This window comes from Thalassotalea sp. PLHSN55 (assembly GCF_052030545.1).
Taxonomy (GTDB): domain Bacteria; phylum Pseudomonadota; class Gammaproteobacteria; order Enterobacterales; family Alteromonadaceae; genus CANMXU01.
The window spans coordinates 193,684-208,839 of record NZ_JBPDIH010000001.1 but is presented as its reverse complement, the minus strand read 5'-3'; the positions used below and the strand labels follow the sequence as shown (position 1 = coordinate 208,839).

Genomic DNA, 15,156 nt, shown 5'->3' with positions numbered 1-15,156 from the left:
AGTTTCAAGTTTCAAGTTTCAAGTTTCAAGTTTCAAGTTTCAAGTTTCAAGCATTAAAAGCTTTGTTTAAGCTTCAACCAAAACTGTTGCACTATTTCTCTGTCTTGCGGTGATAGCTCTGTTTTGGCTTGCGCTAACTGTTTGTCGACGCTTTCGCTCAGCTTAGCGCTTAGCGGCTGTGATTCATCACCAAACTCGCTAGCAACTAAGGCAACAAAGCCTCGAATGTAACTGCTAGCAAATAAATCGTCAGCATCACTGTCTTGTTCTACTATGTTGTCGAAATGTTGGTATAGGTCGGTAAGGTTTTTAAATTTCATTTTATTTATCTATTTCAGTATTTTTAAGTAGTAAGTTATGTGTTAACACCAATGTGGTGGTTCTCAATTTATTGCGGGCTAGCTACCGGATAGAGTACCTGATCTTTATAGCCGGTTGTCACTGGCAAATAACCACATAACTTTTGGTCTAAATCACTGTCGCCCGTATCTGCAATTAGCGGCTTTTGCGCCAATTCGGTTAATTTAGTTTTAGTGGCAATTATAATAATATTTTCAATACCAATGGCGTTAATCACTCTCGGGCTAAGTTGTTGATTACCTCTGCCAAATATGTGCCCTTGGCCGCCAATTAGGGTGATCACTAGCTTAACCCCTGAGGCTTGATCTTGAATTGCTTGCCAAAGCTCAGGCTCAGTTACATCGTTGGCAGCTAGCTCTTGGTTTTGAACAAGATCTACGCCCAATAATGTATTTTCAATGCCAAGCTCTTCCATCACAAAAGCCGTAGTTGAACCCGAGCCCATCACGAAGAGTTCATCATCCATTTGCTCGATAATATCGGCGGCAATATCTTGCAATACCAGCTCATCGACTTCCTTGCCGCCAGATTTCACCGCTTGTACATAACGCAATTCTTTTGGGATTTGCATTTCACCAAAGCGCTTCGCTTTAACTACGCCTTGCCTAAACAAGCTTTCATCGATATCCATAACATCTGCTTCGGTTAATGTAACCAGCTGACGTGTTACCATCATTTCAACCACACGTCCTGCAGCTTTAGGGGTAACCGCATAAACACCAGAGTGAATTTTACAGCCTGCGGGAATGCCGAGTACCGGAAAGTTATCGCCAACAATAGCGCACACATTACGGGCAGTGCCATCGCCGCCAGCGAACAACAAAATATCTACGCCTTCATCAATTAACGCTTTGGCTGCAAGCTCTGTATCGTTTGCTGTGGTTTGGCTAGACTTGCTCTGATAAACCACTTGTGTATCAAAGCCTAACGCTTGCGCGCAATCTTCGCCCATTTCGTTGTTTGCGGTATAAATAACAATATCGCTTTGATACGGCATTAATGGTGATAACGCTAAACTTGCTCGGCTATTAGCTTTGGCAATAGCGCCAAGGCTAATAGCTTTTTCTGCCACACCTTCGCCGTCACTACCTTTTAACGCAACACTACCGCCAATACCCGCAATAGGATTAATGATAAAACCTAACTTAAATTTACTCATAATAATTTTCCAAAGCAGCCGGCTCTAATTCAAATTGTTCAGCGCATAATACAGGTGTTGTTTGATAAAAGTTTGCAAGGGTATTGATAAATAACTGCGCTCTTTTAGGAAAGCCTTGTTGTAAATAAGCTAACGCTTGTTGATGGACATTTTTTTTAAAGGTTATGGTATCAGCACCAGCACCATTTAGGTTATCTGCCGAGACATTAAATTTTTTATTACACGCGATATTAAACGCCCATTCGATCGCTTGCGGCGCAATTTCAACCTGCTCAAACTTATGCTGTTGTTTTGCATTTCGACCATCTGGAATATACCAATAACCAAAGTCTTCCAACAATCGACGCTCTTTACCGGCAATACACCAATGCGCTATTTCGTGTAAAGCACTTGAAAAATAGCCGTGCGCAAAAATAATTTGGTGATAGCTACAGTGCTCATTGGCAGGTAAATAAAGTGGCTCATCACCACCTTTAATAAGTTGAGTATTGTACTGTTGAAAAAAGGTCTGTTTGAAGAGTTCAATAAGATCTTGGTAACGGTGAGTTAAAAGCTCAGAAGACATAACAACTTATTCAAGTAAAATGCGGCAAAAATTCATGCCGCATTTTACCGAGAAAGTTGTTGCAGTTACAAGTAAATCAATCCATCCGCTTAACGGCATTTTTAATCACTAAGTAGCCTGCTAAGCCTGAAATTAACGAGCCAATAACAATACCAAGTCGGTCTTGAAACATCGGTGAACTGCTTGTTTGTTCAAACGCCAACGAACCAATAAATAAACTCATGGTAAAACCAACGCCACATAATAATGCTACGCCATATAGCAACTGCCAGTTAACTTGATCAGGTAATTTCGCTAAGCCTAGTTTAATGGCGGCAAAACAAAAAACAAATACCCCTAATTGTTTACCAACAACCAAACCAAGAATAATACCTAGCGGCACTGGCGACATCACCTGCTCAAGGCCAACGCCTGATAAACTAATACCGGCATTTGCGAAAGCAAAAATAGGCAACACAAAAAACGCAACACTAAAGTGTAAGTTATGCTCTAACGACTTTAACGGAGAAGGCTCGCCTTCTTCCCCTTTCATTGGGATAAAAAAAGCTAAGAATACGCCCGCTAAAGTTGCATGCACACCCGATTTTAATACGGCAACCCACAAAATAACACCAAGGAAGATATAAGGAGATGTGCTCGTAACATTACGCTTGTTTAATATAAATAATGCGGTTAATACTAATGCTGATACGACTAACGACAAAGTAGACAGTTGGTCGGTATAAAATAACGCAATAATAATAATTGCACCTAAATCGTCAAAAATTGCGAGCGACGTTAAAAACACTTTCAGCTGCAATGGCACTTTACTGCCAATAACCGCCAATATACCTAAAGCAAAAGCGATATCGGTGGCCGTAGGAATTGCCCAACCATTAAGCGCTGACGGATCGTCGTAATTTAATATAGCGTAACAAAATGCGGGCACTACCATACCGCCAACAGCACCAAAAGCAGGTAAGGTAATTTGCCCAGGCTCTGATAAGTTACCCTCTAAAAATTCTCTTTTAAGCTCTAAGCCCACTAAAAAGAAAAATAGTGCCATTAAGCCGTCGTTAATCCATAGCAATAAAGGTTTGGCAATTTCAAAGCTGCCAACAGCTACAACAACGGGCACATCCAGTAATAAATCATACCAGCCTGATAAAGGAGAGTTTGCTAGTATCATGGCTAACGCCGCGGTAAACATTAAAATAATACCGCTAGCCGCCTCTTTTTGAAAAAATGATTGAATAGTCGAAATGGGCATACTTGTCCTTGAAGTAAATGTTTTAACTCAAACGACATAATATGTCGTAATAATAGTAAAACTCAAGTATAAACTTGTTAGTGATATTTACAACCAAGTCTGCATTGAGTTTTATTCGGTATTTGTAAAATTTATCGTAAATTATTCTAAGAATAACTTCCTTTTAAGAAAAAAACAGTATTTAATATGGCAACAATAAAAAATATTATTTGCTGCTATGCACAGGTTTTCAAATGAAAAAACTCGATGATATAGATTTACGAATTTTAACTATCCTATATAAAAATGCTGACATAACCAATAAAGAGCTTGCTGCTCAAATAGGTATTGCGCCATCAACCTGTCTAGAGCGTGTTAAGCGTATGAAGCAAAGTGGTGTGATTAAAAACGCCTTTATTGATATTAACTTTAATTCTATTGGGGGGAATATCGAAGCAATTGCTGCGATTAAATTGCAACCTTATTCAGAGCTTATTGTGAATCAATTAAGAGATGATTTGCTAAAGCTACCTGAGATAGTGAGCTTGTATCATATGGGAGGCAACTTCGACTACTTCATTCATATGTCGGTAAAAGACAGCGAGCATTTACGTCAGTTTGTCTTTAATGCTATTACCTCTCGTGAAGAGGTGACTACTGTTGAAACTTCATTAATTTTTGAACATAGCCGAAGTGGTGTGTTGCCAAATTTTGACAAATAAACTGTCCTTTCTATACCGTGTTAGCTCTGGCTGTTAATACTAAATAACAACCTTTTGCTAACACAGTATAAATAAGCACTACATCATAAAAACACTAATTGTGTTTTTTCATCTGACCACCCTGACCGCCTTGACCACCACGATGTACTTTATGAGCACTTGGTTGTGGTTTTGAGACAGATTTAGTACTTACTGGCTTGTTCTGAGCCTGTCTATTTTGCACAGGTTTAGCTTTCATACTCTGGGTATTATTTTTATAGGTTTTTGCATTATTGCTCGCCGCTTTGGATGCTTGATTGCTCGGTGAGGCAACTCTATTATTACTCTTGTTATTAACACTATGAGTAGGCGGTTTAGCGGTTTTAATACTGTTAGTAGCCTGCTTAGATTTCGCTAGCGACTCAGATACTCGTTGATGCGTTGTTGTCGCTTTTTTTGAATGCACAGCAGCTTTGCTATTAATCGTGCCTTTATTTTTAGTTACTTTGGTAACTGACTTATAAGTCGTTGGTCGATTACTACCGTAATGCTTCTTCACTGACGTAGAACGATAAGCCACACCTTTTCGATGAACTGGGTTATGTGCCCAACGCTTTGAATGACCACTTTTTATAATTACAGTACTGCTGCGATACCTGTGAGTATTTCTATGGTTTACCACAACCACATGCCTGTTATGCCAATGCGGCGCGCCAAAGTGATAGTTAAATGAAATGTGTACACCAACATGCCAAGAAAACGTCATGTGTGGTCTATGGTGATGATGAGGGTAGTGTATCCAATACACGGGTGGATGATACCAGTGCCAATGCCCGTAAACATAGCGCGTATCATAATAAGGTACGTAAACAATTTCCTTTTCTACTGGCTGAATAATAATATTATCGTCTTCTTTGGTAACCTCAACATTTTCCATTTTGTCTAAATTACCCGCCTCATCCGCTTTTGCACGAAGTTGTTGAATAGTATCAAGCACCTTAGCTTCATCTTGTAAAAAAGCATCGCCTAAGTCTTGCGTCCAACTAAGCTCATCATTAAGTCGTGTTAACACAGTATCAAAAGGGACGACCGCTTTTACACTAGGCTCCCAGTCTTGCTGTTCCATTTTCTTAATTTTTTCATCTTTAGAGAGATCTTTATTTTTTTGCGCCCAACGCTCAGCTTCAACAATCTCTAACGGATAAGTTGACGCTATTAATATATGCGTTAGTAAACTGTCAGGATAAAGTGCGATTGGCGCTAACATTTGAGCTAACTCATCATCACTAAAACCTTCGTCACCAGTATCATTTGGCTGATTGCCTTTAGCTGAGTTTGCGCTAACGTTTTCTGAACGTATTTCGCCGCCAGCTTCTTGTGCAACAACGGTAAAAGTCATACTACTGATTAGCAAAACAAATACGGTAAAAATAATCGAACGTATAGTCATTTGGCCATCCTTTAAAAACGATTTTTTGATGATACTAAGATAACAAAGCCTATCTGAACATTAGCTGAACATTGTCTTAGAAAACAACTTAATTTTGACGAAAGGTAATAACAAACTTGGCGCCATGATAACGCTCTGAACGAGAAACAATTAACTGTCCATGGTAGCTAGCAACTAAGTCTCGCACAATCGCTAAGCCTATACCATGACCTTTATCATAAGTATCTGCACGTACGCCACGTTGTAAAATAACTTCTTTTTCATCATCGTCGATACCCATGCCGTCATCTTCAACAGAAACCCTAAGTAGTTTGCCAATGATTTTGACTTCAATTGCAATTTGCTGCTTAGCGGCTTTACAGGCGTTATCAAGCAAATTTCCTAATATTTCCATTAAATCAGCTTCATCGCCTTTAAAAATTGCCGCATCATCAATATCCAATTGGAAAGAGAGTTTGCGTTGGCAGTAAATTTTTTCCAAGGCACTCATCAGCTTATTAACCGTTTCGTTAATATTTACCCCTAAGTGCCAGGCAGAATCACCGGCACTTTGCGCACGTTTTAATTGATGTTCGATCATGTTATCAACAACAGTTAACTGCTCTTTTGTGACTTCATCTAACGCAGGTTGACTTTGAATAACGGATAATGGTGTTTTTAATCGATGGGCAAGATCTGATAAAGCATTTCGGTAGCGTTGTCTTTGTTGCTGCTCAGTTTTTAATAACGTATTAACTTGCTTGATCACCGGCTCTATTTCATCAGGGTAACGCCCTTTCAACACCTGACTCTTGCCAAGTTCAATACTTTCAAGCTCTGCTGTTAAACGAGACAAGGGTTTTAGCGTAAAGTATAACCATACCAATTGAATAATCAAAAATACGGATATCAAGATCCCTAACCAACTCCAAACTTTTTGCTTAAATTCCTGCTCCAACAATAAATAGTCAGATTGCTCTTTAATGATATGCAAGGTGATAGGAAACTCTTTGTCACCCGAACTAAAGCTGACACTAAAGCTAAAAACAATGTGCGGCGTATCTTCAATGCTAATTGCTTTCATTATTGATTGTCCGACTTTTGGCTTGGAAAATCTTGCAGGTAGGGGCATCGACAGCCACGAGGGTGAATGCCAAAGTAGCTGATAATTTTCAGCGTGTAATTGATTTTTGTCATTAACGCTTAAAGATTGCGTAATAAGCGCATATAAGCCTGATTGAATAACGTTGAATTGATTCTCTAACAATTGCTCTGGCATAAACAGCGTATCATCTTCTGTTTCAGCAACGGCCAAAATAGCGTAACTATAAGCATTGAGCTCGTTTTCTATCGATATTTTTAGTTGTCGTTCAAACGCACTATTTAAGGTAATGGCAACAACTGGAATGAGTAAAATACCGAGCAGTGAGGTACTAACAATCAACCTAGCTTTAAGCGAACGGGTTTGCCAAAATGTCCTATCCAATAGCTTTCTGAGCAAATTATTCCGCCTCTGTGTCAAGGGGGCGAATCATATAACCTTGCCCTCGAAGCGTTTGAATAAAGTTGTATTTATTTTCTGGATCTATCTTTTTTCGCAAACGACGAATAAAGACTTCAATGACGTTGGAGTCTAAATCAAAGTCTTGGTCATAAATATGTTCGGTGAGTATGGTTTTCGATTTAACTTCACCAATATGCATGATTAAATAGGCCAACAACTTATATTCATAACTGCTTAAGCTAATTGTCTCTCCGTTCATGGTGACCAGCATGCTGCTAGTATTAACGGCTAACGGACCATTTTCGATGATAGGACTCGCTTGGCCTGCACTTCGCCTTATTAAGGCATTTAAACGTGCACTTAGCTCTTGTGAATGAAATGGTTTTGTTAAATAGTCGTCTGCGCCAGCGTCTAGCCCCGCCACTTTATCTTGCCAACTATCTCTTGCCGTGAGCACGATAATGGGAAATAAAATATTTTTAGTACGCAAGGCTTTAATCAGCTCAATACCATTTAACTTTGGCAAACCAATATCGATGATTGCAGCGTCATAAGGATATTCAGTTCCTTGGAACAACCCTTGTTCACCATCAGATGCAATATCGACCGAGTAGTTTTCAGCCAATAAATGTGTTTTTAAATTCTTTTGTAGTAATGGGTCATCTTCAACAAGCAATAAACGCATCATTACCTTCCTTTGATCCGGCCAGAGGAAGCATCTACTGACATAGAAACAATATGGCCATTTTCTTTTAATACTTTAACTTGATAGCTATTTTTGCCTGAAGGGCGAACTTTAAGTATTTTGCCGCCTGTGCGTCTTTTTACCAGTTGTGCTGCTTGTTGAGGGCTTTTAATTTTTAATTTATTTTTAGCCGCTATAGGCGGTTTCTTATTACGAGTATCAGCCCAAGCACTTTCACTTAAGCTGCCAGTAATAAAAACGGAAATAATTATGACTAGCCATATAGGTTTCATTGTTAGGCCTTTCGTACTCTCTTCATCATTGACATACAACCTAGGGTTAAATTATAGACTTAGTAAACAATAGAACTTTCTCTCATAGAGCATTATAAACTAACACAAATGAACCCTAGCTGAACACAAAAAGCAATAGTCTAGCGTGATAACTTCGTTCAGTTTAGGTTCATATTCCTTAAGTTTTAATACGGTTAACTTAACCATTTAAGGAAGACAGTTATGAGATTAGCTCCCCAAGATATACCTAAAAAAATTTATAAATCTGGCAAACAAAGCGGGTCAGCACAAACGCAGGTTTACATCCAATTACTGTTGATAATTATACTTGCGATGCTTTCTAAGCAAAGTTTAGCGGATCCACTGGCGCTCCAATCACAAAGCACTTACTCACAAAGTACTCAATCCCAGAGCAACTATCATCAAGGCGTATCTCAGTATCAAAGTGTCGAACCGAGTCAATATATCACGGCGAATAATGGCATCTATCTAGAGTTTAGCTTCTTTGACGCGCAAACCTATTTGATAGACGATTTTGACGGCGACCAATACTACCGCACATTTTCAATTGTATTTGACGCTGATCTTTATAGTTACAGTGGTGAATTAACCGCTGAAGTTTATGCCGATATCTACATTAGTGCCAATAACGAAACCTGGGAATATTTGCACAGTACAGATAACTTTTTCATCACAGGCGATAGTGCTGACGACAGTTACGAAGTGATCACCACGCTCAGCTCAGGCTACCCAAGTGGGCATTACGATATTTTAATTGAGCTATTTCACGTAGGTACTAATGGGCCAGTAGCAAGCTTTAGTGCTTATGACACCAACAGCCTTTACGCTTTACCACTTGAAAGTGCTGAATTTGATCAGGTATATGAAGAAGTCTATATCGAGCACGGCGGTAGTTTGCCACTTGCGGCAATTATATTGATGCTAACTATTGTGATCGTTAAGTCTAGGTCCCTACTAATAAAGCGAAAATGAAGCGATATAATAGGCAAAAAAAACCTCACATTAGTGAGGTTTTTTAAATAACTTAACACGTTAGTCTCATCATTAAAAATTAAAGAGACTTACCTTTACGTTCAGCAGTATCTTTAATAAAGCCAACCCAGCCACTAGCTGCACGCTTAGTTTTCGGATCTTTTTGAGCTTTCTTAATATTGCTATAAGCTAGTTTATAGTTTTCTAGATAGAAATAAGATTCAGCTAAGCTCATGTGAACTCGACCAGCATCTTTTTTATCAATTTCTAACGCTTTGTTTAATGCAACAATCGCTTTCTTAAACTGTTCATCTTGCTTAAGCAACATGCCCTGTTTGCGATAATATTTGGCATCATTAGTCATTTTCGCTAATTCACCATAATATTTAGCCGCTTTATCTATCTCTAAAGCGGCATGCCATGCATTAGCTAAAGAGGCAACGTTAGAGTCATCTCTTGTTACTAAACCAGAATCGATATGCTTTTCTAATAACATGGCCGCTTTATGCGGAACTTCATTAGAAGAATATAAACTCGCTAAGGTTTTAATTTGAGATTCTTTATCTAAAAAGCCTTGCTTATACGCAAGTGATAATACTTCTAAACCACTTTTGTAGTCTTCGACAAGTAAATGAAACATACCAAGCTGGGTCCACCAAGTTTTATTCTCAGGGAATACTTGAAGTACTGTTTCTAAAACATCAATGGCCTCTTTATATTTCTTGCGTTCATAGTAAGACTGAATTTTAAGAACATAAGGGTTTTGATTTTGCTTGTCGCCAAACGCCGCAATTGCTTTATCAGCAGGGGCAATAACTTTGTCTAATTGCTTAAGCTCTGAATAAGCTTGACCAATTTTAACCCAAGTATTGCCGTCTGACTTACCAGTAAAGTCCATCCAAGCTTGGTAGTTTTTAAGCGCTTCTTTATAGTCTTTGCCTTGCATTTGCAAGTCAGCTAATAATTTCAACGCTTCACCATGATCGCCTTCATTAAGGATATCAGGAGCTACGGCTTGTTTAAGGTAATCAATCGCTTTCTTTTCGTCACCTTTGGTGGCGTACATTACCGCGATAAAACGTGCAACATAAGCTTTGTCGTAATCTTTCTTGGCTTCAATATCAAGTAAGACAACTAGCGCACCATCAATATCGTCAGCAGAGTATAGTTCAAAAGCTTTAGCTACTTTTTTACCTACACTTTGGCCAACTAACTGTGTTGGGCGCTTTTTCTTTTCTTCTTTTTTAGTTTCTGCTGCCATAGCTGTTGAAGCCATTGGCAATTGCGCTGCTAATAATGAAGAAACGACAACAGCTGAAGTCAATATTTTTTTAAACGTCATTATTAACTTCCTCCATCCATTTTAAAGTCTAACTGTACGGTTAAACCTGGTTGTCTTTGTGGCTTACCATCAACAACTTTAGGTTTATATTTCCACTTTCTAAGCGCGCGTTTTGCTTCTTTATCAAAAATACGCTTAGGCTGAGCTTCGATAACTTTAACGTCTTCAACACCACCAATCTCGTTAATAGTAAATGAAAGTTTAACCCAACCTTCTTTACCATCACGTGCTGCTTGAATTGGGTATTTAGGCTCAATTCGTACAATTGGTGTTGCTTCGCCGTCACGACCAAAACCAGAACCTGGTGCAGAAATACCGGTATTTGCACCTGCTAGTTGCACGCCTGGCATATTAAACGTAAGTCCACTAGTGTCGTTATTAACTTCAGGCTCTGGAGCTTGAGGTTTAGGCGGCGTTTTAGGCGGCGGAGGCGGCGGCGGCGGTACACGACGGCGCTGCTCTGCTGCAGATTTAGGCGGCGTAGTATTAACTTCCACGATGATATTTTCAACTGGTTCTTCGTTACCGCGGTTAGCACCGGTAACAAGGAAAGCCATTAGTGAAAACAATCCAAAAGTTACTGCTGCGCCTAATAGTATTGATACTAAAAAGCGAACCATAAACTACCCCTTTGCTGCTGCAATAGAAATACGATCTATGCCTGCTTCCTTAATTGCATCCATTACTTTAACAACAACGCCATGTTTTGCATCTTTGTCAGCTTGGATGATAACAACATCAGTTGGTTGCTCAGCTAATAATTTTTCAATGTTAGCCGCAACACGTTCGACATCAACGCGACGCTTGTCTAACCAAATTTCACCAGTATCTTTTACAGCAACAAAAATGTTGGCTGATTTTTGGGTGCTTTGATTAGCAGCTTTTGGTTTATTTACTTCAATACCTGCTTCTTTTACGAATGAGGTAGTTACGATGAAGAAGATCAACATGATGAATACGATGTCAAGCATCGGTGTCATATCAACTGCTGCTTCTTCGTCTTCACGAATACGTTTACGTGCCATTGTAATTTCTCTCTAGTGATGAGGTAAACTGTCAACCAGTTTAGCCTTTGCTAGTTTAACTTTTGCATCTAATCTTGAACTAAAAAATACGCCTGATAATGCTGCAACCATACCCGCCATAGTCGGGATTGTTGCCATAGATATACCAGATGCCATTAGACGTGGGTTACCTGTGCCCTGCTGAGCCATAGTTTCGAATACTGAAATCATACCCGTTACTGTACCTAGCAAACCAATCATTGGACACATAGCCACCAAGGTCTTAATGGTGATCATATTTTTCTCAAGTAATTCTGTCGCTTCGGAGATCCATGTATCTCTGATTCGATGCGCATACCATGATGTTGTATCGGTTCTAGCATCCCAACGTGAGATAATATCATCACGCATCTTAGGATAAACTGACGCTAAAAACCAAAAACGTTCAATCATCAAAATCCACATCAATAAGAGAGCAACAGCGACGAAGTAAAGTACATCACCGCCAGTTGCAACAAAACTCCTGACAGATTCAATAAGCTCTATCAGGAATAACATTATTTAGACTCCTTCTCTGCCAAAGCAGCAATCAAACCAGCACTTTGCTCGTCTAATTTGTGAAGAACAGCTTTACTCTTACCAGCAACAATACTGTGTACTAGAATTAGTGGTAACGCAGCGATTAGACCTAATGCAGTTGTTACAAGCGCTAATGAGATGTTACCCGCCATAAGTTTCGGGTCACCCGTACCGAACAATGTAATTGTTTGGAACGTTAAAATCATACCGATTACTGTACCTAATAGACCCATTAGTGGGGCAATAGCAGCAAACATCTTGATTAGGTTAACACCACGTTCAATACGCGGAGTTTCACGTAAAATAGCTTCATCAAGTTTAAGCTCTAACGTTTCAGCGTCAGCACCTTTGTTTTCTTGATATACGTTTAATAGACGACCTAGAGGGTTGTTTTCATTTGGTTGCTCAAGGTTCTTCTGTTGAGCATTCATTTTCGCGCTTACTGCACTTAGTACAATTAGACGCTCTAATGCAATTAAGAAACCGATGATTAACAATACTGTAATTGCGTAACCAACTGTGCCACCTTGATGGTAGAACTCTTCAAGCGTTTTCTTACGAGTTTCTAACGTTAAGATAGCGCCACGTGAAGGGTCAATATATACTGCTTTGTAACCTGAAGTCGTACCAGAAAAACCAGACGCAGTTTCAGAAATGTATCCTGCAGGCTGCTTAGCTAGAGGCTGAACTTGGCCAACTTCATCGTTATAAGTTAAGTAACCGTTATCAGAGATTAAGTTAAATGTACCGATACGAGTAACTGTTTCAGTAGATTTAGAACCGTCAAGATTAGTTACTTCACTAGTAAATTGAGATACTTCACCTGATTGAGTCATTTCAGTTTGAAGAGCAAACCATAATTCTTCAAGTTGTTCTAACTCAGGAATAGCTTTAGCGTTTGCGATTGCATCTAATGCATCGCCACGACCTGGGTACTCAGCACTTACAAGTGATGTCGCGATTTGACCGTATGCATCGGCAGCAGCTGCACGAGAAACACCGAACATTTCACCTAAAGTACCTTTAGCGTTATCAAGTTCAACTTCTTTTTGCGCTAATGTGATTTCATTAGCAGCATATTCTTTAGTTAAACGCTCGTTACGAGCACGTTGATTTGCTAATTCTTTTTTCGCTTTGTTTAATAAAGCTTGTTTGTCAGCGCGTTCTGATAAAAATTCAGCTTCGCGTTTTTTATCGATTTTAGCTTCAGAAATACGGTCAGCTTTTACTTGCTTTAATAAGTCATCTAACTGATTTGCATTAGCAGTTGTTGAAAAACCTACTGAAATAGATGCAGTAAGTAATACAAAATTAATAAGCTTCTTCATTATTTTGCTCCTGCTGCAAATACTGGTAATTTAACTAAGTCTGGCGAAAGTTGCTTGCGCGCCATACGAATAGCGTCGGTAGTAGGCTTTAAGTATTCATCGCCTAATGCATCCCATGAACGTGAATCGTTATTCCACACCCATGCTTGTTTCATATCAAGTGATTGAGCTAAGAAAGCCACACGACCCATGTGTACAAAATCAACAGTGATAGTGCGATCGCCTAGGTCTAATTCACCAACATAAGCGTCGAAAACTGTACCGTAGTTCGCTTCAATTTCGTATGCTTCAAGTACTAAACGGAATTGTTCAGAAACAGAAACGTTAGAATCGTTCATTACATTACGTAAACCTTGAATACGCTCTTGGCGGCCTTCTAAGTTTAATGGAACGTCTAAAGCAATGAATTGCTCAAGTGTTTCGATCATCTTATACATAAGAGGAACAACACCTTGCTTGGTTTTATCGATACCAGCAATTTGACCTTCTAAAGAAGCGATATTAGCTTTTTGATCGTCAACCATACGCTGAACGTGATCGTTGTAGCCTTCTAAAACTTCAGCTTCGTCAACAACATTGCGATATTCAGCAAGCAATTCTTGAGTTTGCTCATAAATATTATTGATTTTGTTTTGAGATTTTACAGAGGCTTTAAAAATTGTTGCTTCTGCTTTCTTTAAATCGTTTAACGCGTCTGCAGCAGCGAAGTTGCTTGCTGTAAGAGCGATTGCGCCCGCTATCGTCGTAGCGATAAGGCTTTTCTTGCTTAATTTGGACATAGTTCCCAACCAGTTGCTATTGAATTTTGATAACAAATATTTTGTTAACGCAAATTTAATAATCTGCCATTTTAAGTTTTAATTTCTCTAGAATAAAACCCCTCAATACTCCCAGACAACAAGATAGCTGTCAACCTGTGAGCGACAAATAAGGTTTCCAAAGCCAACCCTAAACACCTTTTGTATGAATTCCCAACGATTGGCGCGCAAAATTTAACTACCTGCATAATCAAATCAGTTAGCGACGTTATCATTTGGAATACAAAAAGGGGGTTGTCTTTATAGAATTAAATATTTGTTATATATGTTTTACTAATTCGTTCGTAGTAAGTCAAACAAAATTATGCCAAAGCGATTTTTTATTCACTTTTTTGTATTTTATTACCGTAAACGTGCTGGATTTTTATCCTTATAGTCATTTGTTTTAATTGATAATAATTATTTTTAATTGGAAATAGCGCCAAATTGACCAATTGCCCAATAAAATTTTTACCAATTCTGTATAATGTCGCTAAATTTAATCTCATTAATCAGACAATATTTAACGAGCACCAAATGTCTACTGAATTATTCTTTCTCTATGACAGTCATTGTCCATGGAGCTACAAAGCAACACAACTGGTCAAACATATTCATCAGGCGTACCCTAAAATTACCGTGAACTTGTTTCATTGTGGTCATTTTGATGGTGACCAAGTATTAACCCGCGAAAATATTAACGCTGTAGAAGAGCACTGCGCATGTGAATTTAACGAGAGTTATCTCGCCACACTTGCACAAGCTAAAGATTCAACGTTAGCACTGAATTTGCTCTCTTGGGCACAAAACCGCGCCCCAAAAAAAGCATTTGAATTATTACAAGCGCTGCAAAACCTACATTTTGAACAAGGTAATGCACTTTCGTCTTATGAAGAACTTAGCGACACGATTGAACAATTAAAGTTATCCCCGCCAAGTAAAGTATTTACCTTAGCTAAATATACAAAAGATGCAGAGATGGCATTGCAAAGCGTTGTAGAAATTCAAGAGATTATTGGTACAGAAGCGATACCGGCATTATTACTGGCAATCGATGACAGATTAATTTTACTGAACCACAACTTATATCTAACTGACCCAGAAAAAATTATTGAAGCGGTTAAGCTTGAACTGGCCAATAGCTAGTTATTTTTAGTTAGCTTATCTCGGTATTAGTTATCAATAAAAG

The 15,156-nt window shown here is 38.8% G+C and carries 17 protein-coding genes; 3 read left to right on the top strand and 14 right to left on the bottom strand.

From position 1 onward, the window contains the following. Nucleotides 1-53: 53 nt before the first annotated feature. From ACRRSQ_RS01060 to nhaA, 4 genes are all read right to left on the bottom strand, one after another. Nucleotides 54-320 (bottom strand): YfcL family protein, encoded by a 267-nt coding sequence (locus ACRRSQ_RS01060; RefSeq protein WP_440873833.1) that lies wholly within the window; start codon nucleotides 318-320, stop codon nucleotides 54-56. 68 nt (nucleotides 321-388) lie between these two features. Further along, nucleotides 389-1,519 (bottom strand): ATP-NAD kinase family protein, encoded by a 1,131-nt coding sequence (locus ACRRSQ_RS01055; protein ID WP_440873832.1) that lies wholly within the window; start codon nucleotides 1,517-1,519, stop codon nucleotides 389-391. Next, on the bottom strand, nucleotides 1,512-2,084 hold the full coding sequence (locus ACRRSQ_RS01050; protein ID WP_440873831.1) for an elongation factor P hydroxylase: 573 nt from the start codon (nucleotides 2,082-2,084) through the stop codon (nucleotides 1,512-1,514). The genes ACRRSQ_RS01055 and ACRRSQ_RS01050 overlap by 8 nt, the downstream gene beginning before the upstream one ends. A gap of 76 nt (nucleotides 2,085-2,160) precedes the next feature. Then, the gene (gene nhaA / locus ACRRSQ_RS01045) at nucleotides 2,161-3,333 is read right to left on the bottom strand and encodes a Na+/H+ antiporter NhaA (RefSeq protein ID WP_440873830.1); all 1,173 of its coding nucleotides are present in this window, start codon (nucleotides 3,331-3,333) and stop codon (nucleotides 2,161-2,163) included. 233 nt (nucleotides 3,334-3,566) lie between these two features. Between nhaA and ACRRSQ_RS01040 the strand changes: the two genes are divergently transcribed. Further along, nucleotides 3,567-4,034 (top strand): Lrp/AsnC family transcriptional regulator, encoded by a 468-nt coding sequence (locus tag ACRRSQ_RS01040; RefSeq protein ID WP_440873829.1) that lies wholly within the window; start codon nucleotides 3,567-3,569, stop codon nucleotides 4,032-4,034. Between the two features lie 94 nt (nucleotides 4,035-4,128). On the opposite strand, the gene ACRRSQ_RS01035 is transcribed toward ACRRSQ_RS01040, so the two are convergent. The 4 genes from ACRRSQ_RS01035 to ACRRSQ_RS01020 form a co-directional block, all read right to left on the bottom strand. Continuing rightward, nucleotides 4,129-5,463, bottom strand: a complete 1,335-nt coding sequence (locus ACRRSQ_RS01035; RefSeq protein ID WP_440873828.1) for a DUF3300 domain-containing protein — start codon at nucleotides 5,461-5,463, stop codon at nucleotides 4,129-4,131. An 88-nt stretch (nucleotides 5,464-5,551) separates the two neighbouring features. Then, entirely contained in the window at nucleotides 5,552-6,928 is a 1,377-nt protein-coding gene (locus tag ACRRSQ_RS01030; RefSeq protein WP_440873827.1) for an ATP-binding protein, read from the bottom strand. 16 nt (nucleotides 6,929-6,944) lie between these two features. Continuing rightward, nucleotides 6,945-7,631 (bottom strand): response regulator transcription factor, encoded by a 687-nt coding sequence (locus ACRRSQ_RS01025; RefSeq protein WP_440874251.1) that lies wholly within the window; start codon nucleotides 7,629-7,631, stop codon nucleotides 6,945-6,947. Nucleotides 7,632-7,633: 2 nt separating this feature from the next. After that, entirely contained in the window at nucleotides 7,634-7,924 is a 291-nt protein-coding gene (locus ACRRSQ_RS01020; RefSeq protein WP_440873826.1) for a PepSY domain-containing protein, read from the bottom strand. 222 nt (nucleotides 7,925-8,146) lie between these two features. On the opposite strand from ACRRSQ_RS01020, the gene ACRRSQ_RS01015 reads away from it, so the two are divergent. Then, the gene (locus ACRRSQ_RS01015) at nucleotides 8,147-8,917 is read left to right on the top strand and encodes a choice-of-anchor H family protein (RefSeq protein WP_440873825.1); all 771 of its coding nucleotides are present in this window, start codon (nucleotides 8,147-8,149) and stop codon (nucleotides 8,915-8,917) included. A gap of 79 nt (nucleotides 8,918-8,996) precedes the next feature. Here the strand turns inward: ACRRSQ_RS01015 and ACRRSQ_RS01010 are convergent, their stop codons facing one another. Genes ACRRSQ_RS01010 through ACRRSQ_RS00985 form a run of 6 tightly spaced genes read right to left on the bottom strand, consistent with a single transcriptional unit; the run spans nucleotide 8,997 to nucleotide 13,949 of the window. After that, nucleotides 8,997-10,259 (bottom strand): tetratricopeptide repeat protein, encoded by a 1,263-nt coding sequence (locus ACRRSQ_RS01010; RefSeq protein ID WP_440873824.1) that lies wholly within the window; start codon nucleotides 10,257-10,259, stop codon nucleotides 8,997-8,999. Nucleotides 10,260-10,261: 2 nt separating this feature from the next. Further along, complete coding sequence (locus ACRRSQ_RS01005) at nucleotides 10,262-10,879, bottom strand: energy transducer TonB (RefSeq protein ID WP_440873823.1); 618 nt, start codon at nucleotides 10,877-10,879, stop codon at nucleotides 10,262-10,264. 3 nt (nucleotides 10,880-10,882) lie between these two features. Next, the gene (locus ACRRSQ_RS01000; RefSeq protein ID WP_440873822.1) at nucleotides 10,883-11,284 is read right to left on the bottom strand and encodes an ExbD/TolR family protein; all 402 of its coding nucleotides are present in this window, start codon (nucleotides 11,282-11,284) and stop codon (nucleotides 10,883-10,885) included. 12 nt (nucleotides 11,285-11,296) lie between these two features. Continuing rightward, the gene (locus tag ACRRSQ_RS00995; protein ID WP_440873821.1) at nucleotides 11,297-11,821 is read right to left on the bottom strand and encodes a MotA/TolQ/ExbB proton channel family protein; all 525 of its coding nucleotides are present in this window, start codon (nucleotides 11,819-11,821) and stop codon (nucleotides 11,297-11,299) included. Further along, a complete protein-coding gene (locus tag ACRRSQ_RS00990) occupies nucleotides 11,821-13,170 on the bottom strand; it encodes a MotA/TolQ/ExbB proton channel family protein (RefSeq protein ID WP_440873820.1) in 1,350 nt (449 codons plus the stop codon). The genes ACRRSQ_RS00995 and ACRRSQ_RS00990 overlap by 1 nt, the downstream gene beginning before the upstream one ends. Next, complete coding sequence (locus tag ACRRSQ_RS00985; RefSeq protein WP_440873819.1) at nucleotides 13,170-13,949, bottom strand: DUF3450 domain-containing protein; 780 nt, start codon at nucleotides 13,947-13,949, stop codon at nucleotides 13,170-13,172. Before ACRRSQ_RS00985 ends, ACRRSQ_RS00990 begins: the two co-directional genes overlap by 1 nt. Before the next feature lie 555 nt (nucleotides 13,950-14,504). On the opposite strand from ACRRSQ_RS00985, the gene ACRRSQ_RS00980 reads away from it, so the two are divergent. Continuing rightward, nucleotides 14,505-15,113, top strand: coding sequence for a hypothetical protein (locus tag ACRRSQ_RS00980; RefSeq protein WP_440873818.1), 609 nt, complete (start codon nucleotides 14,505-14,507; stop codon nucleotides 15,111-15,113). Nucleotides 15,114-15,156: the final 43 nt, after the last annotated feature.